The following is an 18,362-nucleotide window of genomic DNA, read 5'->3' on the forward strand; positions in this document are numbered from 1 at the left end:
ATTCACCAAGTCAAAAGAGCAAGACAATCTTCTGTGGCGAGGGAGCTTGCTCCCGCTCGACAGCGCAGCTGGAGCCGGCTTTTTTGGGCGTGCTACGCACTCCAGCGGGAGCAAGCTCCCTCGCCACAGCAAGCTCACTCACCACAGGAGTGTGTCGCCCAGGCTGATATGGTCACAGTCACCGTGCACCGTGAACCCTTCGCCGGTACGGCGCAGGTTGCCGCGCTCCTGGGCCTGGGTGAAGTCATCGTCACTGCGGGCAAACTGCCCCTGGCCGATGTAGTGGTAACCCGCCGCGGCCAGGCGCTCGAAACTCAGCTGGCGCATGGCGCCGCTATGGGCTTGCGTCGGTTGCGCGCGGTACCGCCGAGGTGGCCGGGCGTAGTCGAACAGGTGCAAGCGATCCGGCGCCAGGGTGATCAGGCTGTCGAGCTTGGACTCGAAACTGGCCAGGGTCTGCCAGGCGGCGCCGTAGCCAAGGTCGACACTCACTGAACGAAAATCGAAGGTGCGCGCCGCATCGATCAACGACTGGATCGGTGCGGAGTTGCGGTAGCACAACGGCGAGGGTTCGACCCCGGCGCAGGCATCGGGCGCGCTGATGCAGACGTGGTTGAACCCCAGCTCGCGCAGCAGGCCGACGCTCGCCCAATCGGTGTGCCGGGGCGCAAGGTCGATGGCGTAGTCGCCGCGGTCGCGCTCGAAGAAATTGAAGCGTGCATGCAGGGTGCCCATCATCGCCTGCACCTCGGCGACGGCCGCTGCGCCGCGCCACTGGAAATGCGCCACGGGTTGGCGCTGGTCGAGGTGGCGGCCGATCCATTGCGCCTCCTCGTCCAGGCTGCGCCGGCACGCGTCGTTCGCCGTGCCGGCCGGCCAGTGCAAGGTCAACGCCAGGGGGCGCTGGCGTTGGCGGCTGCTGCGTAGGGTACGCACCACATCGAGAGAAATGACACTGCGCATGACGGGCTCCTCCATGGACGGTGAGCCATTGTCCGGTGCGACACCAGGGCACCCCTTGATATGCATCAAGGGCTTTACCAACTGAGGTAAAACATGCTCTTGGCCAACAGCACAATCGCCACCATGTGCGCGAACAGGCTGAGGTGGATAAAGCGCAGGTACCGCGCACTGACACGGCCACGGCGCATGCGCAGCATCGTCAGCACAAAGTGCAGCAGCACGCTGCCCGCGAGAATCAGCTTGAGGCTCAGCAATGTGCCGAAAGCGCTGGCCAGCGGTGCCGCCAATATCGGCCGATAACGCAGCCAGACCATGCCGATGCCCGCGCCGAACAGCACCAGCAACACCCACGGCATCAACGCCCGCGCACGTTGGCCGACGCCTTGTTCGACCTGCACCATCACCCGCGCCGGCAGGTGCCGATGCAGGTGGGCGAGGATCAGCACTTCGAAAAACACCGTGCCGATAAAGATCAGCGCAGCGAACAGATGGGCCAGGAGAAACAGCAGGTAGAGCATGGAGGCCTCGCAGGTCGCGCCGGGCCTCCAGTGTCGCGCCCTTCATGCGGCCACGCCTTGATGCCGGTCAAGCCGTTACAGCAGCGGGATGCTGTAGCTGACGATCAACCGCGTCTCGTCCTTGTCCACCGTGTCGTTGCCGCGCAGGACCGCGCTGCGCCAGGTCAGGCCCAGGCCCTTGAAGGTGCCGGTGGGAATCACGTAGTCCACGCGCAGGTCGCGCTCCCATTCACTGTTGTCACGGCTGGCCGTGCGGATGTGGCTGCCGTGGATATAGGTGACGCTGGAGCGCAGGCCCGGTACGCCGAGGCCGGCAAAGTCATAGGCATAGCTGCCGACGGTGGCTTGCTCGCCCGCATTGACGAATTTCAGCGACTGCGAATTGGTGATCAGGTAGAGCGAGCGGCCCTGGCCCTGGTTGATATGGGGAAAGTCACTTTCACCCGTGGTTTTCTGGTAGCCGAGGCTGACCGAATGCCCGCTCAAGGCGTAGGTAAACAGCGCACTCCACAGGCGGTTGTCGACCTTGCCGGTGTTCGCGCCGGGGCCGTAGTAACCCGCGCTGACGTAGCCTTCATCGCGCCCGGCCGCGCTGGCGTTCTTGCCGTCGGCGGTGCTGTAGAAGTAGCGCAGGTCGCTTTTGAACTGGCCCACCGGCAGTTGCCAGTTGTGCACCAGGCCGAGGAAATGCTGCTGGTAGAAGTTCTCCAGGCTGGCGTAGTAGTACTGCACTTGCAGTTGCTTGCTGACCGCGTAGTCCACGCCGCCGTAGTAGAACTGGTTGCTGGACTTGCCCTTGACGGGGTCGTTTGCACCGGCAATCGACAGGCCCTGGCCGTTGCTGGAGTTGCGGTCGACGACCTGCTCCAGCTTGCCGGCGATCAGGTTGAAGTCCTTGAAGTCTTTGGAGTCGAGTTGGTAACCGCGAAAGGTCTGGGGCAGCAGGCGGCCGTCTTCGGTGGTCAGCACCGGCAGCTTGGGTTGCAGGTTGCCGACCTTGAGCTGGGTCTGGGCGATGCGCATCTTGCCGGTGACGCCGGTCTTGCTGAAGTCATGGGCGGCCTTGCCATCGTCCAGCGGGAAGACGCTGCCGGGGGTGTTGTCGGCACCGGCCTTGCCGGCGCGGCCCGAGGCGTCCAGGCGCAGGCCGATCATCTGCTGCAAGTCCAGGCCGAAGCCGACGGTGCCTTCGGTGAAGCCGGACTGGTAGTTGAACATGAACGCCTGGCCCCACTCCTTGTCCGACGCGCCTCGGGCGTTGCGGGTGTCCTGGTTGTAGTAGAAGTTGCGCAGGTCGAGGCTGGCTTTGCTGTCGTCGATAAAGCCGGACGCAGCAGCGTGTTGCGCGGCCCCCAGGGAAACGGCGAGGGCCAGGCAAGTCTTGTGATTCATGAAGGCTCCGTAAGATAAATGAGGCGATCCCGTCGCAGCCCGGCCCTGTTCTTTGCCAGTCGGGTGGTGCTGCATTCAACGGGAGCGCGCACGGTATAGCCTCGGCCGCGCGGGAAACAGCCGGGGAAACCGTCATTCACTTTTACCGGTTGCGTAACAATCTCAGGGTATTGAGTGCCATCGGCTGAACGCTCCCTGCGCGTCTAGTGGGCACCAGGCGAAGTCCCATTCGGTGCCTGGCAAGGCTTGGTGTTCTGAATCCGCCCGGCGCGCGTCCTTCCAGTCGAACACGGTCGAGCCTTGCCAGGTCAGGACCACGCCACTGTCTTGACTGGTGTCGGCGTTGATCCAGCACGCCGCCGCAGCCGCCATGAAGGCTTCGATCGGCTCATCGTCAATCTGCGTCCGATACGGCGAGCCGAGCAGCCAGCGGCAGACGTTGACGTGGTAGGTCCAATCCAGCGGTGGCCGGTGGCGATAGGCCCAGGTCATGAAGCTGCGGAACAGGTTCAAGCCCTCGGGCGGGTCAAGCTTGAGCAACGCCGGGCAGATGTCGAACAGGGTGTGCCAATGGGGCAACAGGCGTGCATCGAGGTGCACGAAGCAGCGGGAATTGCTCGGGTAGTCGGGCAGCGCCGGCTCCAGGCGCAGGCGCCGGGACGCCTTGCTGACCAGGCGGTTGGCGCCGGCAGGCAATAGAGGGTTCATGAAACGCACTCACAGTCGTGACGATAGAACGCCGCCTGATCACAGGCGGCCCAAGGCACACGTCAGAAAGCGGGGGAAGCGCGGGGGTTGGCCGAGGGCCAGGAATAGCGCGGCGGCGCCTTGTTGCGCCGTTCATGGGCCGGGCGCGGGGTTTGCCCCAGGCCCAGCAGCCAGGCCAGACCGATCAGGAACACCAGGGCGACGGTCAACGCGTTGCACACCGGGCAGGCAAAGTAGTTCGAGATGTTGCTGGAAGCCGGGCTACCCAACCCTTTGTCGGAAATCGGCTGGCTGCCTTCCACCGAACAGAACTGCCCGCCGATGCCGTTGAGCTCCAGGCCCATCATCTGCCCATGGCCCAAACCGCACACGAACAGGTTCATCAGCACGCAGAAGTACAGGGTCCAGGCGATCAGCGAGCGGTCGGGAGGGCGCAATTTCATGGCGGCGACTCTACCACCACAGGCGCACCGAGATGAAGCACGGCGCGCCCCTGTGGCAGAACGTCGCACATTACGCGGGCGGGCCGGGGTTGGTAGACTTGGCGCCCTCCTCCTTTACTCCTTTTCAAAGCCTGATGTGTAGATCCAGAGCAATGCAGGCGTTTCACAGGATGCGCAGTTGATGAGTACGTTATTCACCCGCCGCAAAGTGCTGACCGGCATGGGCCTGTTGGGCCTGGGCAGCCTGCTGGGCGCCTGTGACTACAGCCCCAAGCTGAACTTCAAGTACGGCAAGGACCTCAGTGACAAGATCATGGGCCGCACCTTCAAGCTCAAGAACACCGACGGCGAGACCGTCACCCTGAGCTCGTTCCGTGGCCTGATGCCGGTGGTGTTCTTCGGCTTCACGCAGTGCCCGGCCGTGTGCCCGACCACCCTGGCCCGCGCCGCCCAGGCCAAGAAGCTGATGGGCCGCGACGGCGAGATCATGCAAGTGGTGTTCATCACCCTCGACCCCGAGCGCGACACACCGGAAATTCTCGACAAGTACGTCAAGGCCTTCGACCCCAGCTTCGAAGCGCTGTACGGCACCCCGGAAGAAATCGCCGTGGCCGCCAAGGAGTTCGGGATCTTTTATGAAAAAATCCCCGCCGGCGACACCTACACCCTGTCCCACACCGCCACCAGTTTTGTCTTCGACACCCGTGGCAACCTGCGCCTGGGGCTGCAGGCATCCCTTACCGCTAAAGAGTGCGCAGAAGACCTGCTCACCGTCATGGAGGTCTGCTAATGACTGCCGTTCAACACCTCAAGCGCCTGACATTCGGCCTTACCCTGCTGACCCTCGCCGCCCACGCCAGTGCCCAGGTACAAGTGAGCGACGCCTGGGTGCGCGCCACCGTGCCGGGCCAGCCGTCGAGCGGCGCGTTCATGACCGTCACCGCCGACAGCGACAGCAAGCTGCTGAGCGTGGCGACGCCAGCGGCCAAGGACGTGCAGATCCATGAGATGAGCATGAAGGACGACGTGATGCACATGGGCCCGGTGGACTCGGTCGCACTGCCCGCCGGCAAGGCCGTCACCCTCGACCCCAACGGCTACCACGTGATGCTGATGGGCCTGACCGGGCAGATCAAGGAAGGTGACCAGGTGCCGCTGACCCTGACGGTCGAGAACGCCAAGGGCGAGAAACAGACGATTGAAGTGACGGCTCCGGCCCGAGGCCTGGATGGCATGGACCACAGCAAGATGCACTAAGGGCTAGTCGACGATAAATAGCTTCGCCCCGCCGGCAGTGAATGACCGGTGCGCCTCCATGTCGTTGCCTACCTGGTAACTCATCCCGGCTGTCAGTGTGAACTGGCGGCCGTCTTCGAGCTCCGTGTGCAACTCTCCCTCCAGGCACAGCAGAATGTGCCCGCGCTTGCACCAGTGATCCGCCAGGTAGCCTGCGGTGTACTCCACCCTGCGTACACGGGTGGTGCCGAAATGGCAGGTGCGCCACAGGGCGCTGCCGGTTTCGCCGGGATAGGTAACAGGCTCGATGGTTGACCAGTCGGTGGTGCCAAAGGGTACGGCGGTGAGGTCCATGGGAAGCTCGGTCGTCAGTTAACGTGACGCAAGGCTAACGAGCACATGGCTCGGTCGATAGACACAGATCCTGGGCTTTTTGGGGATACAGAACAACTGCGGCTCAACTGACAGACCGAGGCGCCTGCATCGCAGGCCAGCCAGCTCCCACAGGGGATTGGGTTTGCAGATTGCTGCAGGTGTACACCGTTCAAAAATGTGGGAGCTGGCTTGCCTGCGAAAGCGCTGGCTCAGGCAACATCTCTACCAGCAGTGCCGCCGCCTTCGCAGCCTCGCTAAAGCTCGACAGCTCCCACAGGGGATTGGGTTTGCAGGTTGCTGCAGGTGTACACCGTTCAAAAATGTGGGAGCTGGCTTGCCTGCGAAAGCGCTGGCTCAGGCAACATCTCTGCCAGCCGTGCCGCCGCCTTCGCAGCCTCGCTAAAGCTCGACAGCTCCCACAGGGGATTGGGTTTGCAGGTTGCCGCAGGTGTACACCGTTCAAAAATGTGGGAGCTGGCTTGCCTGCGATGGCGCTGGCTCAGGCAACATCTCTACCAGCCGTGCCGCCGCCTTCGCAGCCTCGCTAAAGCTCGACAGCCCCCACAAACCGTATGCTCAACACACCAACCGCTTGGTCATGGCGGACTCTTGGTTCCAGGGCATGATCAGTTACCTCCTGATCATGCGTATTAGCCCGTAAACCATATCCCCGGTTAGAAATGTAAACGATGTCCCCGGTTTGTACCGCCCCAAGCCCGCTCACCACAAGGATGACCTCAGTGTGCCACTAGCACACCTGTGCTAATCGACCCCTCCCCCCTGCGGCGCTATATTCCTCGGCACTTCCAACACACCCATCCGCACCGTGCATCCCCTGCGCGCGGACCCGTTGTGCGTTGGAAAAACCATAACAACCCCAAGGAAGAAGCACCATGAAACTGCACTCCTCTGTTACCCGCATCACCCTGTTGGGCGCCTTGATCATCGGCGTGGTCGGCTGCAGCAATATCAAACCCAGCGAAGACCACCTCAAGACCCTGTCGGAAACCAACCTGGGCGAGCCGGTAAAACGCATCTCCAATGTGCGCAGTGACTCCATGAGCACCTACTACGTGGCCAGCGCCGCCTCCGGCGAATACAACTGCTCGGTGCCCAGCGGCGCCAGTGGCGGTGCCTTCGCAATTGCCAGCTTCGGCCTGATGAAACCTGCCGCCTATTGCCAGCCCAAGGGCGCTAAGGGTAACGGGCTTGCTCCATTCGCCCAGTAAGTGGCTGCTGACTCAAGTCGCGCAGTGTGCCGCGCAGTTCTGCGGGGCGCACCGGCTTGGACAGGATGGCGATCTGACGGTCGTGCAAAGCGGCCTGGATGCGTTCCACGTCGTGTCCCGTGAGGATCAGCGCGGGCACCGCCCAGCCACGTTGTTCGCGCAGGGCATCGATGCATTCGATACCCGTGGCGTGGTTGCCCAGGTCATAGTCGGCGACGATGATGTCGCAATCACTCACCAGATCACGCCCCGACGACTCCGCCTGCACCTCGCAGCCCCAGCGCTCCAGCAGCGCCTGGGTGGCGAGCAGCACGTTGTGATCATCCTCCACCAGGCACACTTTCAAGCCGGTGAGCAGGCCGGCCTGCCGTATGTCGTCACGGGCAGCGGCTGCACGCGGCGCGCTGGCCAGGGTCAAGCCATGCAGGCTCACCGAGGTGCCATGGCCCACCTTTGAACGCAGGCTCACCTGCACCCCCATCAACTGCCCCAGGCGCTTGACGATGGACAGCCCCAGGCCCACGCCTTCGACGTCCTTGTCCCGCAGGTGGCGTACGCGATAGAACTCTTCGAAGACCTTTGACAGATGCTCCTCGGCAATCCCCCGCCCCCGATCATGAATCTGCACCGCCAGCCCGCCGTCGCGAATACGCACGCCCATCAACACCGGCCGGTGCGCGCCGTACTTGAAGCAATTGGACAGCACGTTTTGCACCATGGTCGCCAACAGCGCAGGGTCCACCAACACCCAGTGGGCGCAGGGCCGCAAGCGCAATTCCACCCCGGCCCAGCGCGCGGCCTCGGCGTTCTGGCGCACCAGATCGGCGAGAAACTCGCCCAAATGCACCGCCTGGTATTTGGGCAGCAAGCGCCCGTTGTCGAGGGTGTACAGGTCCAGAATCGAACGAAACAACTGCGACACATTGAGCAGCGAGCGGTCGATGTTATCCACCAACCGCCGCTCTTCATCGCCCAGGCGTGCTTCGCGCAAGCACGCGGTAAACAGGCCGATGGAGTGAATGGGCTGGCGCAGGTCATGACTGGCCTGGGCGAGAAAACGGGATTTTTCCAGGTTGGCGGCGATGGCTTCTTCCGACGCCTTGCGCGTACGTTCCAGCAGGATATGGGCGTACACCGGGATCACCGTACTGGTGATCATCAACATCAGCACCATAAACGGTTGCGCCTGCCACACCGGCGTCAACTGGTACACGATCAGCAACGCCAACAACGCCAACGCCGTGGCAATCGCCAGGTAGCGCGAGCCGTAGCGCATGCCGTTGCCCAGGTTGACCCACACCATCACCGCATACAACGGCAACGCCGCCTCGCCGCCCACCACCATGCCGAACGAAGTGCCCGTATAGTCGTGGATCATGCCGAAGATACGCCGCGCAGGGTAATGCCCAGGCCAACGGGCGATCACCTGCCGCAAGATAATCGAGGCGATCAGAAACAGCACGATGTACAGAATCACCGGCAGATAAGTCTCCAGCGACTGCCCCGGCAAAAACCCCAGCACACTGATGTAAACAATCGCGATAGCGGCCACCACGATGCGCAAGTTGGCCTGGTCGAGTTCAGAGTTGGTCTCAATACCCATGGGTTACGTCCTTGTGCGGCAGTCGTCAGCGGCGTCATGCAATGCGGTGCTAAGGTAGCATGACCGCGCCACACACCGCCCCAGGGAGGAGCCCCCCATGACCGGCCGCATCATCATCGCCGACGACCATCCGATGTTTCGCGAAGGCATGCTGCGCACCGTGCAACGCCTGCTGCCCGCGGCCGAGGTGCAAGAAGCCGGCGACCTCGACACGGTGCAAGTGCTAATCAGCGACGGCGCCGACATCGACACCCTGATCCTCGACCTGCGCTTCCCCGGCCTGACCTGCCTGAGCCAACTGGCCGAACTGCGCCAGCAACTGCGGCGCACCACCTTGATCGTGGTGTCGATGGTGGATGACCCGGCGTTGATCGATCAGGTGATGGCGTTGGGCGCAGACGGTTTTATCGGCAAAAACATCGCACCCGAGGAGATCGGCCAGGCGTTGCTGGCGATTCGTGAGGGTGAGGTGTTGGTCAAGTTTGCGCCGTCGGGGTTGTTGCCGTTGGATACCCATACGTTGACGGCGCGACAGCAGGATGTGCTGAGGTTGATTGCCCAGGGCAAGACGAACAAGGAGATTGCCAAAGCGTTGGATATTTCGCCGTTTACCGTGCGGATTCATGTTTCGTCGTTGCTGAGGGTGTTGGGAGTGAGTTCGCGGGCGGCCGCGGCGGTGAAGTATTCGGGGGTGGGTTGAGGGTTGGTTTTGTCGTGGTCCAGCATCACCGCAATGAACGCCTGCTCGACCACTTGTATCTGAGGAAGCTTTCTCGCACTCGGGGCAACTACCTTGGGGCCGGCACACCGCCACCGTCCCGCACTTGCATCAGCGCAAAGCCCAGTAGGTTCAAGCCTTTCCAAAGATTCGGATTGTTCACATCCGCGTTATCCTGCGCGAGCCCTATACCCCAGATGCTATCAACCGGGCTGGCCTCGACAATAACCCGCGAACCGGTTTGTAGAAGGTATTCGTTTAACGGCGGATTTTGAGAAAACTTGGCCTGGTTCGCTCGAACCACGATGTCGTATCGGTGTTGCAGCCAAACCTGCTCATCAAACCCGCGCACATTACGGCCAAGCGCTTTGGCGGCATTTGGCGTAGGAGCGTTGAACACCTGCGCACGAATATCCTGATCGTCAAACAAGGCCGCTTTCTCGGCCATCATGAAGTGTTCGGCCGTCGGGTAATGTTGCCCATCGACCACAAACCCGGCCTCAAACCACTGGCTGAAACACGAAGCCGTGACGACAGTTTTGCTGCGCTGGTGCCCCCAGAAAAACGTAAAGCTCAGATCTTCTCCTGAGTTGAAACGGGCGCACAGTGCGTTCAAATGTTCAGAGTCGTTCAATGAGATACCCTCGATAACTGGAGAGCGAAGTTACAGCGACAGGGCTGGACAAGGCAACCACGAAGCTTGGCAGGTCAATGGAGCGCTTCATCCTCTGGCATCGGCTAGAATCCGCAGCTTATTTCGACAGTGCTTGCTAGCAACGAGGGAATTTCATGACAAGGATGGCCGCTGTTTTCACGTTACTGAGTTGCATGGCGTCCGCCTCGGCATTGGCGGCGTCTGAATGTCCTTTTCCGCAGGGAATGCAGGCATCCATCGGTGCGTCGAAGCAAGCTATTGCGGCCAGGCAAGCGGGGTTCCTGAGCAATCGCCTTGGCCGGTTGGTGTCTGTGACGGAGGGCAGCTACCGGCCAGAAGCCGTCATTAAACGCGCGGAAATTGGGGGCAGACAGCCATAGTTTTAAATGTGGTCTGTCCCCCATTTTCCGGATGTCTTGCAATGTGTGTCAGGCCACTCGCTTCGAATAGGCCTCTATCCAGTCCGCAAGCGACCGCATATCGGTTTCGAGTTGAACAAGTTCGGGGGGAACTGCTGGGAGATCGTCTGCCTGAGAGTGCTCATACACAGAGTATCGTGTCATCAAGTCGTCAATCAGATCACAATCTTCCTGAGTGATGTTGCTTAGCTGCCTCAGTAGCCCTTTGGTCATCACTTCTCTACGGAATCGCAGTACGACGCTGTTCAGCATCACCACCTCAACAGTGCGCTCCACGATGATTCGGAAGTCGCTGCAAACACTCTTGGCCATGAGGTCGTAGCTTTCAGCATCGCCTTCTGCCTGGTGCCTCTTGAGTCGGGCTAGGCTCTCATTCAAGAGCTTGTTGATGGCCGGCTTCGGTTTCGAGTCTCGAGCACTTTGTCCTGTCAGAATGCCGGATGTTTTGTCGAGACGTCGAAGCGTCTGGACGTCGAAGCGTCTGGACGTCGAAGGCGATATCCGGGATATCTGGATGTTCTTTCACTTTCTTTACTGCAGATTCCAGAAGTGTCACCAGCGACAGCCTGTGGGTGAAGATGATGACCTGACGGGTTTGCGCTAAATCTACGAGTCGCGCGACAACCCGCTCTTCAAAATCTTGATCGAGTGAGGAAATCGGGTCATCGAAAATAAACGGCGCGACTTGATTTGAGCCAGTAATATCGGCGAGGAATGCAGCCAAAGCTACAATTCTAGTCTCACCTTCACTGAGAATTTGTTCTGGCGGGCGGGCGCCTTTCGCACCAACGAGCGTCAGTCCGAATGTTGTCCTGCCTTTACCGACTGTTTTACTTTGAGGGGCTACAGGCAATCTCGAACCACCTAGTAGCTTGAGTTCGGCAGCGAAGCGAGTTTGATATCCGGCCTCCACCTCGGATTTCGCCAGTTCGTTGTTCTTAATCGTTAGCGTGTTGGTTGCAGCAAGCCGGATGGCTTTCCCGTACTGGTCAACAGCCAACAACCTGTCACGTTCAGCTAGGACTGCTAGTTTGTTTTGGGAAAGCCACTGCATGGCCTTCAGCTTTCGGAGTTGTACCTCCATTTGCTGTCGTTTGCCGTCTTGAGAGAGCTCAGTCAGCGACTTTTCTTCGCCCCCTAACTGCTCGGTTACTTCTGCCAGTGCCTGATCTACCAGAGACCAGTCGAATAGGGCAACATTTTCGATTTGTTCAGCGGTCTCGAGATCGGAGCGTCTTTTAACCAAGGTTTTATGCAAATCGATGGCCTGCTGTTGATCCAGCTTGATCAGGGCCATATGAGCTAACCAGTCTTGTTCTCTCGGCAATTGGGGTAAGGCAAGGATAAAACCCTTATGTTTGTCTTCTGCTTGTTTTGCGCCTAGCTCCAAACCTTCGGTGACAAACTGCTCAAAGTGGCTCAACCGATGACTAGCATCCTCATTGAGCTCTTGTTGGCAAAGTACACACCTTGCTTGCTCATCCACAACAGGAAATGGTTGACCTGGGTAAGCATGATTTTGAGAGAACAATCGAGCTTGGGCCCATAACTGTTGCCACACCGCCTCGCCGACTCCTTCAAGTGGAGTTTCGGAGAAGAGTTGTTGAGCAAATTTCTGAGCGGCTTGCCGTTTTCCCTTTGCATCAGCGTTGGCACTTACGATGATCTGTGCTGTTTCGTTGGAGAGCTTTTCCTTGAGTTGGCTCATAGCTAGCCGAACTGTTGCCACTCCTTGCTTTTCTTTCGTGATTGAGGCCAGGCGCCCCACCACGTCCTTCTGGGCCAGTGCACCTTCTGTGATAATCCGCTCAGCGTCGTGCTCTGGAGTGTACGTACAAAATTTGTCGATAGCAGCCGTATTCGTTGCAGGCTTAATACTCGCAAGCCACGTACGTTCTTCAGTGACTTCCAAGTCCGCTGGGAATTGTGGCAATACACTCAGCAATGCATTCTTCGATGCCATGAGGTGCTGACTAACTTTGTCTGACACGGCGATCAATGACGCCACGAACTTCATTTGACTGGGTTCGTAGCTGGCCTCGTTTTTGCCCATGTATTGGGTAGCCGTTCTGGAGTCAAATATCTGGGCGTGACGAAGTAAAGGATCTGCCCCTTGGGTAAGCGTCCATTCAATTGTTCCTTTCTTTTGTCCTGCAGAGATTTGGAAATTAGCCTTGCAGGCCTCAGGCTCTTCAATGAAGACGTTAGGGTGAATTTCGTCCTTGGACCTTGAGCCACATGCCTGTTTCAGGAGGCGTGCATACCCGCTTTTTCCTGAGCCATTTTGACCGTAGAACACTGTGATGTTGCCTGTGCCAAGGGGTAGTGCTGCGCCTGATTTGATCGCATTCAACCCGTGGACTTCTGAGATCCCTTCTATGCGGATGGCAGGACGGCTGGCAGCAAGTGCCAACGAGCCTGGCGATACGATGCCGAAGCCTGGGTCCTCTTCCTTCTTCGATTCGACCATGCAAAGCCGGGAAAGCTCTTTTATCTGGTCGTCTGTCGGGGGCTTCTTGGTATCGATTAAATTCTTTGCGGCTGTCTGTAACCATCGGCTTCTTTCGCCGAGCCAAGTTTCAAAATCGTCGACAACGGGAGCGTCTAGCTCATTCAAATCTGGTACAACCATTGAGATCTCTCCTTGAAAACACCGCGAACGAACGAGTATAGGCTAATGGTGGCAAATTGCTTTCGGTGCGGTTTGACCAGAAATCGATAGGCGTCCGCTCTTATATAGTCCGAAAGGGAGTAGTCGGAAAAGGAACAGACTTATTTGCTGGTTGTGCGACCGCTCCTGGCCGATAGCCGCCTGTTGTGGGGGACAGTGAACGGCCCAAAACCAGCCTTCCAGCCCCCCATTCTCACGATGCCCCTCCCCATCAACCACGATGAACTTCAACCCGCCCCCCCTCATCCGGCGCACAAAAGTACCTATTGGGCCTGTCCCGTGACAACGGACGCCAAGAAGCGATACTTAAATCGTTCTCTTGGAGGTTGCCATGTATCCATCTACTCGCCGTAACTATACCGATGAGTTCAAGACTCAAGCGGTTGCGCTAGCTGAAAGTGTTGGCAGAACCGAAGCGGCCCGCCAGCTGAAATGTCCGTCAAAACGCTCGATAACTGGGTGGACGCCACGCGCAGGGGCCCACCACCTCGCGAATCTGTCGTGCGAGGCGCACATAGTCGGTTATTGATTTGATCTGATCAGGGTACAGCCGTGAGAGCCACTGATCCTCACTCAGCAGAGTGACCGAGTCTTCGGCTGCTTGGCTTTTGGCCAGGGTTGATTTGCCGGAGGCGATTTTGCCTGTCATGAGATGAAGCACGGGGTTGGGCACTGGAACGTCGCCGTGTCGAAGCCTGATGACGCTGATTGAAAAGCGTTGAAGCAACCACCGCTCGCGATGTTTGAGGCCTTATCGCGGCGTTGAAACATTCTCTTGGTTGCACCCCTTTTCACAGCGCCTTATAGTTCGGCCCGTCGCTGGCATTGGCTGGCGACAGGGTTTCGCAGCCCTCAAAATTATTACCAGTACCGTCGAACATGACGCAGCCAAATTAAAGCTGCCTCTCGTTTTATGGCGGTTGTGCGTGGGAGACCTTCGGGTCTGCCGGGTTCTGGTAATAATCCCCGGTCTGCGAACCCGCGCACAGCTGCCACCCATCTTTGTTTCGCAGCAAAACGGTGGCAATTATTCTTGCTAAAGGATTATTACCATGACCAATCAAAACCCGCCCCGCCGCTTCACCCCCATGTCCCAAACCGCAACCGACTACCCCGTCCTGCTGATCGACAGCGACGCCCCGCTCAGCGAGTTGCAGGCGTGCGCCAGCGAACGCTTGAACGCTGCCCTCGCCTACCTGCATCTGATGGCCTGTTCCAACGTGTCGGACTATGCCGAGCACGATATCAATACCGTTGCCAATACCGCCCGGATCATGGTCCAGGATGTGGCGGATGTGTTTGCGGTGATTGAGCGGCGAGGGTTTGAGGTGCCGGCTGCGAGTTGAGGGTGTGTGAGTGTTGAGGGAACCCGCTTAGGCGGGTTTTCTGGTTTTTGATTGAGGGTTCAGCAGCTGGACTTGCGTCATCGTTAGCACGACCTGATGCCGGCCACAGCTACAGTGTTCACCCTTCAACTGACTGGCATCCATCAGGTCAGGCGTAGCCCGGCAACCACGGTTCTTGCTCAAGGGTCGCAACGTCTCCCTCGGCCAATAAGCGCCACAATTCCAGGACCTTGCTCTCAGGGACTTGCTTCATATGGCGAGGCTCGCCGGACTCCAGGTTTTCAAAGGTGACGGTGGCTGACAGGGACACTGCGATGCACCACTCTGCGTCGTTGGTCACTGAAACCTCTGCATGTTCCTCATCTTCCGGGCGGGTTTTCAGTTCGGCAAGAAGCTCCGGGAATGTGTGTAGGCCGGGGTCCGACTGCATGGCCCCATCTCTGTGGCAAATGTGATAACCCATAGTGACCTCGTGCAGTTAACGGGCAGATAAATCGGCATCGCGCAGCAGTGGTCACAGTTCACAGGCAACATTTCTACCCGCAGTGCCACCGCCTTCGCAGCCTCGCTAAAGCGCTCACGCATCAAACCAGTCGCTTGGTCATCGGTATACACGCCAACGTCAGCCCCGACGGCGAATGGTAGACCGCCTGCTCATCCCCCACGTACCCACACGCCCGATAGAAACTCGCGGCATTCAACGTCGCATCCAGCACCACCGTTTCAACCGCCCGTTGCCGTGCCTGGTATTCCAGGTGCTCAAGCATTGCCTTGCCATACCCGCGCCCGGCAAATCCCGGCAACACGAACAATGCACCGATTTCATTGTGGTCGAGCATCCCGGTGATCACCGGCTGACCCTGTACCCACCCCAGGTAAAACGGCTTGTCCATCAGCGCGCTGTAGCCGTCGTCGGCGTTGCCGCGTGTCCAGAGCATCATTTGTTCGCGGGTGTAGGCGCCGATGCATTGGCTGCGGATAGCTTCGCGGCGAATATCAAAAGCCGCGGGGGCATCCTGCGCAGTCGCCGGCTTTATTTCGAGCATGTCTGCTTCCTTTTCAAAAAATCCATCCTTGAACAACGGGTTACAGGGAACCCAAAGCGTCTCTAGCACCACACACGGTTTGGTCCTTCCCCCACCCTCCCCTCATGAGAACCGAGCATGTCCACTATTAATTCTCTGTCGTTATCTGCGCAACACTCGATTCATCAAACATCGAGTCAACTACCGCCACCCCGTGAAAAAGCCCAGGTACTGGTAAAAGCGAGCGATGTGGACAAGACGCTGAATACCGCCTTCAACATCGCCGAGACCCTCGGTTTACAGCCTCTTCAATCGGAGGTGGGGGGGCCTGAAAAAGCCCCTTACCTTTCCCCGGAGAACGTATATCCGATCCAATTCAACTTCCCCCCCGACAACCCGGACGGCACCTACAGCACCGAACTTCAACAGAAGATAAACCGCTTCAAGGAGCAGTTCCAACAGACGCTCCGTCACGAAGGCGTTGAAGACTTCGGCCCGGACATGTTCACTTGACCACGGTCATTTGAGCGAGCCGTTGGCAAGCCCGTGTGGCAAAGGCGATATTTCTTTATCATATCGCCCCTCGCTCTCTTTCCAGGCCCCAGCATGCCCACCCTCACCTTGCGCAACGCCCTGCCCTCTGACGCCGCCCGCTGCTTTGCAATCGAAACCAGCGCCTACGAAGGCGACGAAGCCGCGACCCTGGAAAAAATCGCCACGCGCATCGCGCTGTACCCACAAGGCTTTCTGATCCTGGAAGCCGATGGCGAGGTGGTGGGGTTCATCAACGGCGGTTGCGCCCACGAAGTGGTGATGTCGGACGAAGCGTTCAAGGAGCTGGTAGGGCATTCGGCCGACGCGCCGAATGTGGTGATCATGTCGGTGGTGCTTGACCCGGCGCACCAGGGCAAGGGCTATTCCACGACGCTGATGAACGCGTTTGTACAACGCATGCAAGCGTTGGGCAAACGGACCATTCATCTGATGTGCAAGGACCGCCATGTGCCGTTGTACGAGCACATGGGCTATCGCTACGTGCGGCCGTCAGCCTCTGATCACGGCGGGATGGCGTGGCATGAGATGGTCATGGATCTCTGATCTTCCCTCCCGGTAAAGGACTGCCTCGATGTTCATCGGACGCCTCGCCCAACTCACCGGCTGCACGCCAAAAGCGATCCGCCTGTACGAACAGCTGGGGCTGATCAGCGAACCCCAGCGCAGTGGCCGCTACCGCGTGTACAACCCGCACCATGTGCAAATGGTGCAGCTGATCCGCAAGGCACAGACGGCGGGTTTCAAGCTCGCCGAGATGGGCCCGTTGATCGCCGCGAAAAACGCGCTACGCGCCTTTCCATTGGACTTGGCCAACGCTGCCGTCGATGCCAAACGCCTGGATGTGCAAGCCAGAATCCGCGAGTTGCAAGCATTGGACGTCCACCTCGCCGGGCTCAAGTGCCAGATGAATGAGCTGTTCACCCCTCATACGGCTGCCCCCCGCGTCTGTCCAGATACGCAAACGCTTCGCGCAACGCCTGCTGCGGCGGGCGCGGATTGAATCCCAACTCGGCCTTGGCTTTGTCGATGTTGTATTCCTGGCGCACACCATGGAACAAACGCACCTGACTTCGCATCAGCTGGGCGGGATGCCCAGTGAGGCGAGCCCAGCGCTCTTGCAGCCAAGCGATGGCCAGCAGCAACCGACGCGGCGCCTGTGGCGGCGCTCGCACACCCAATACATCGGCCAGTTCAGCCAGCGATGACGAGCGCTCATTGGCGAGGATATACCGCTGGCCTGCACGGCCCTTCTGCGCGGCGAGCAGCATGCCGTTGGCGACATCGCGCACATCGACAAAATTGAAGTGAAAGCCTGGGTCCAGCGGCACCTTGCGATCCTTCACCGCCTGCAAAAAACCCAAGGTATCGGTCAAGCGCCCGGCGTTGGGGCCGATCATTGCCGAAGGCAATACCGAGACCATCCACAACCCCAACGCATTCGCGGTTTGCCACGCGAGCTGTTCGCTGAGGATTTTCGAACGGTAGTAGGCATTCTCAGCCTCCTCACACCACCGGGTTTCATCCAACGCGCTACCGTCATGCCCCACCGCTGCCACGGAACTGACATACACCACGCGCTTGACCCCTGCACGGCTGGCGGCCTGCAACACACACCGTGTGCCCTGCACATTGGGCTCGACGATATCGGCCTCGGGATTTTTCGCCCAATGCTTGAACACCGCCGCCACTTGAAACAATACCTCGACGCCGTCGAGGGCCTTGCCTAGTGCTGCCTCATCCAGCAGCTCGGCGTAGACCACCTCACACGCGAGCCCTGCGAACGCGGCCTGCTGATGGATATCGCGCACCCCGGCACGGACGGTGTGACCTTGCCTGAGCAGCGCCCTGACCAGCGTATTGCCCAGGTGCCCATTGGCCCCCGTCACCAGACACAACATGCTTATCGTCCTTTTTTCGCTTAAAAAACCCTGCGCTATGCGCAGCGAAAAAAAGCATACAGTCTGTCCCGTGGGGCAGAGTCAAGCGGGCGTCAGGCCCAGGGCTTTGCCAAACAGCCGATTGCCGTGGGTCTCGCCCTGGAAGGTGTAGGTCGGCGCGCCCAACAGCGCGTAGCCGCGCCGAGGGTAGAACGCCAGCGCGCGCTCATTGCCGTCCCATACGGTGGCCCACAGCAATGAGGCACCCTCCAGTGCAGCGCGTTGTTCGGCGGCTTGCAGCAGGCGGTAGCCCATGCCCAACCCGGTAAAACGCTCCTGGATATACAGGCGCTGCAGCTCGGCAACATCCGCCGCCTCAATCATCGCGTGACCGGTGTTGAGTTTGACCTGGGCGAAGCCAACCAGGTGGTGGTTGCACTCGGCAACCAGCAACGCAATGCCAGGCTCAGCCAGCAGCCGCGTGATGGCCTGCGGCGAGAACGCTTGCAGCGCCTCATTGGCGATCGCATTGCGGATGCCTTCGGTGGCGTAGGTGTCGAGGAAGACCTGCATGCCCAGCACGCCGATACACAGCGCGTCCTCAGCCGTTGCGGGACGAATCATGATGT

Annotated in this window: 21 protein-coding genes and 1 pseudogene; 8 read left to right on the forward strand and 14 right to left on the reverse strand. The window is 59.5% G+C overall.

From position 1 onward, the window contains the following. Positions 1–138 precede the first annotated feature (138 nt). The 5 genes from PSH87_RS15750 to PSH87_RS15770 all read right to left on the reverse strand — a co-directional run bounded on the left by PSH87_RS15750 (position 139) and on the right by PSH87_RS15770 (position 4,024). A complete protein-coding gene (locus PSH87_RS15750; RefSeq protein WP_305430134.1) occupies positions 139–963 on the reverse strand; it encodes a hypothetical protein in 825 nt (274 codons plus the stop codon). Positions 964–1,037: 74 nt separating this feature from the next. After that, positions 1,038–1,481, reverse strand: coding sequence for a CopD family copper resistance protein (locus PSH87_RS15755; protein ID WP_017738922.1), 444 nt, complete (start codon positions 1,479–1,481; stop codon positions 1,038–1,040). Positions 1,482–1,556: 75 nt separating this feature from the next. Beyond that, entirely contained in the window at positions 1,557–2,873 is a 1,317-nt protein-coding gene (locus PSH87_RS15760; protein ID WP_305430136.1) for an OprD family porin, read from the reverse strand. A gap of 162 nt (positions 2,874–3,035) precedes the next feature. Then, a complete protein-coding gene (locus tag PSH87_RS15765) occupies positions 3,036–3,581 on the reverse strand; it encodes a putative natural product biosynthesis protein (protein WP_026137068.1) in 546 nt (181 codons plus the stop codon). 62 nt (positions 3,582–3,643) lie between these two features. Then, positions 3,644–4,024: a DUF2946 domain-containing protein gene (locus PSH87_RS15770; protein ID WP_017738925.1), complete on the reverse strand. Its 381-nt coding sequence runs from the start codon at positions 4,022–4,024 to the stop codon at positions 3,644–3,646. 181 nt (positions 4,025–4,205) lie between these two features. Here PSH87_RS15770 and PSH87_RS15775 point away from each other — a divergent pair, with 181 nt between their 5' ends. Beyond that, entirely contained in the window at positions 4,206–4,814 is a 609-nt protein-coding gene (locus tag PSH87_RS15775) for an SCO family protein (protein WP_305430138.1), read from the forward strand. Then, the gene (locus PSH87_RS15780) at positions 4,814–5,281 is read left to right on the forward strand and encodes a copper chaperone PCu(A)C (protein WP_305430139.1); all 468 of its coding nucleotides are present in this window, start codon (positions 4,814–4,816) and stop codon (positions 5,279–5,281) included. The genes PSH87_RS15775 and PSH87_RS15780 overlap by 1 nt, the downstream gene beginning before the upstream one ends. Before the next feature lie 3 nt (positions 5,282–5,284). Here PSH87_RS15780 and PSH87_RS15785 read toward each other — a convergent pair whose 3' ends face one another. After that, on the reverse strand, positions 5,285–5,614 hold the full coding sequence (locus tag PSH87_RS15785; protein ID WP_305430141.1) for a DHCW motif cupin fold protein: 330 nt from the start codon (positions 5,612–5,614) through the stop codon (positions 5,285–5,287). A gap of 914 nt (positions 5,615–6,528) precedes the next feature. Between PSH87_RS15785 and PSH87_RS15790 the strand changes: the two genes are divergently transcribed. Further along, positions 6,529–6,864: a hypothetical protein gene (locus PSH87_RS15790; RefSeq protein WP_305430142.1), complete on the forward strand. Its 336-nt coding sequence runs from the start codon at positions 6,529–6,531 to the stop codon at positions 6,862–6,864. Here the strand turns inward: PSH87_RS15790 and PSH87_RS15795 are convergent. Further along, positions 6,830–8,467, reverse strand: a complete 1,638-nt coding sequence (locus tag PSH87_RS15795; protein WP_305430143.1) for a hybrid sensor histidine kinase/response regulator — start codon at positions 8,465–8,467, stop codon at positions 6,830–6,832. The two genes, PSH87_RS15790 and PSH87_RS15795, sit on opposite strands and share 35 nt — an antisense overlap. 97 nt (positions 8,468–8,564) lie before the next feature. Between PSH87_RS15795 and PSH87_RS15800 the strand changes: the two genes are divergently transcribed. After that, positions 8,565–9,167, forward strand: a complete 603-nt coding sequence (locus tag PSH87_RS15800) for a response regulator transcription factor (RefSeq protein WP_305430145.1) — start codon at positions 8,565–8,567, stop codon at positions 9,165–9,167. A gap of 88 nt (positions 9,168–9,255) precedes the next feature. Here PSH87_RS15800 and PSH87_RS15805 read toward each other — a convergent pair whose 3' ends face one another. The 3 genes and pseudogenes from PSH87_RS15805 to PSH87_RS15820 form a co-directional block, all read right to left on the reverse strand. Continuing rightward, positions 9,256–9,819, reverse strand: coding sequence for an NADAR family protein (locus PSH87_RS15805; RefSeq protein ID WP_305430146.1), 564 nt, complete (start codon positions 9,817–9,819; stop codon positions 9,256–9,258). A gap of 810 nt (positions 9,820–10,629) precedes the next feature. Continuing rightward, on the reverse strand, positions 10,630–12,891 hold the full coding sequence (locus PSH87_RS15810) for an AAA family ATPase (protein WP_305430147.1): 2,262 nt from the start codon (positions 12,889–12,891) through the stop codon (positions 10,630–10,632). A 514-nt stretch (positions 12,892–13,405) separates the two neighbouring features. Further along, a pseudogene (locus tag PSH87_RS15820) lies at positions 13,406–13,579 on the reverse strand (AAA family ATPase); the annotation flags it as partial. Positions 13,580–13,982: 403 nt separating this feature from the next. Between PSH87_RS15820 and PSH87_RS15825 the strand changes: the two are divergent. Continuing rightward, a complete protein-coding gene (locus tag PSH87_RS15825; RefSeq protein ID WP_305430148.1) occupies positions 13,983–14,276 on the forward strand; it encodes a fructose-bisphosphate aldolase in 294 nt (97 codons plus the stop codon). A gap of 148 nt (positions 14,277–14,424) precedes the next feature. Here PSH87_RS15825 and PSH87_RS15830 read toward each other — a convergent pair whose 3' ends face one another. Beyond that, positions 14,425–14,706, reverse strand: coding sequence for a hypothetical protein (locus PSH87_RS15830; RefSeq protein WP_305430150.1), 282 nt, complete (start codon positions 14,704–14,706; stop codon positions 14,425–14,427). Between the two features lie 154 nt (positions 14,707–14,860). Then, on the reverse strand, positions 14,861–15,322 hold the full coding sequence (locus PSH87_RS15835) for a GNAT family N-acetyltransferase (protein ID WP_305430151.1): 462 nt from the start codon (positions 15,320–15,322) through the stop codon (positions 14,861–14,863). Between the two features lie 117 nt (positions 15,323–15,439). Between PSH87_RS15835 and PSH87_RS15840 the strand changes: the two genes are divergently transcribed. The 3 genes from PSH87_RS15840 to PSH87_RS15850 all read left to right on the forward strand — a co-directional run bounded on the left by PSH87_RS15840 (position 15,440) and on the right by PSH87_RS15850 (position 16,856). Continuing rightward, complete coding sequence (locus tag PSH87_RS15840; RefSeq protein WP_305430153.1) at positions 15,440–15,814, forward strand: hypothetical protein; 375 nt, start codon at positions 15,440–15,442, stop codon at positions 15,812–15,814. 93 nt (positions 15,815–15,907) lie between these two features. Continuing rightward, the gene (locus tag PSH87_RS15845; protein ID WP_305430155.1) at positions 15,908–16,399 is read left to right on the forward strand and encodes a GNAT family N-acetyltransferase; all 492 of its coding nucleotides are present in this window, start codon (positions 15,908–15,910) and stop codon (positions 16,397–16,399) included. A 28-nt stretch (positions 16,400–16,427) separates the two neighbouring features. After that, positions 16,428–16,856, forward strand: a complete 429-nt coding sequence (locus PSH87_RS15850; RefSeq protein WP_305430156.1) for a MerR family transcriptional regulator — start codon at positions 16,428–16,430, stop codon at positions 16,854–16,856. On the opposite strand, the gene PSH87_RS15855 is transcribed toward PSH87_RS15850, so the two are convergent. Together PSH87_RS15855 and PSH87_RS15860 are read right to left on the reverse strand one after the other, a co-directional pair. Next, positions 16,774–17,754 carry an NAD-dependent epimerase/dehydratase family protein gene (locus tag PSH87_RS15855; protein WP_305430157.1) on the reverse strand — a complete coding sequence of 327 codons (981 nt, stop codon included), beginning with the start codon at positions 17,752–17,754 and terminating at the stop codon, positions 16,774–16,776. The genes PSH87_RS15850 and PSH87_RS15855 overlap by 83 nt on opposite strands. Before the next feature lie 81 nt (positions 17,755–17,835). Next, a complete protein-coding gene (locus PSH87_RS15860) occupies positions 17,836–18,357 on the reverse strand; it encodes a GNAT family N-acetyltransferase (protein WP_017738935.1) in 522 nt (173 codons plus the stop codon). Positions 18,358–18,362 lie beyond the last annotated feature (5 nt).

The sequence above is a fragment of the Pseudomonas sp. FP453 genome, from assembly GCF_030687495.1.
Lineage (GTDB): Bacteria > Pseudomonadota > Gammaproteobacteria > Pseudomonadales > Pseudomonadaceae > Aquipseudomonas.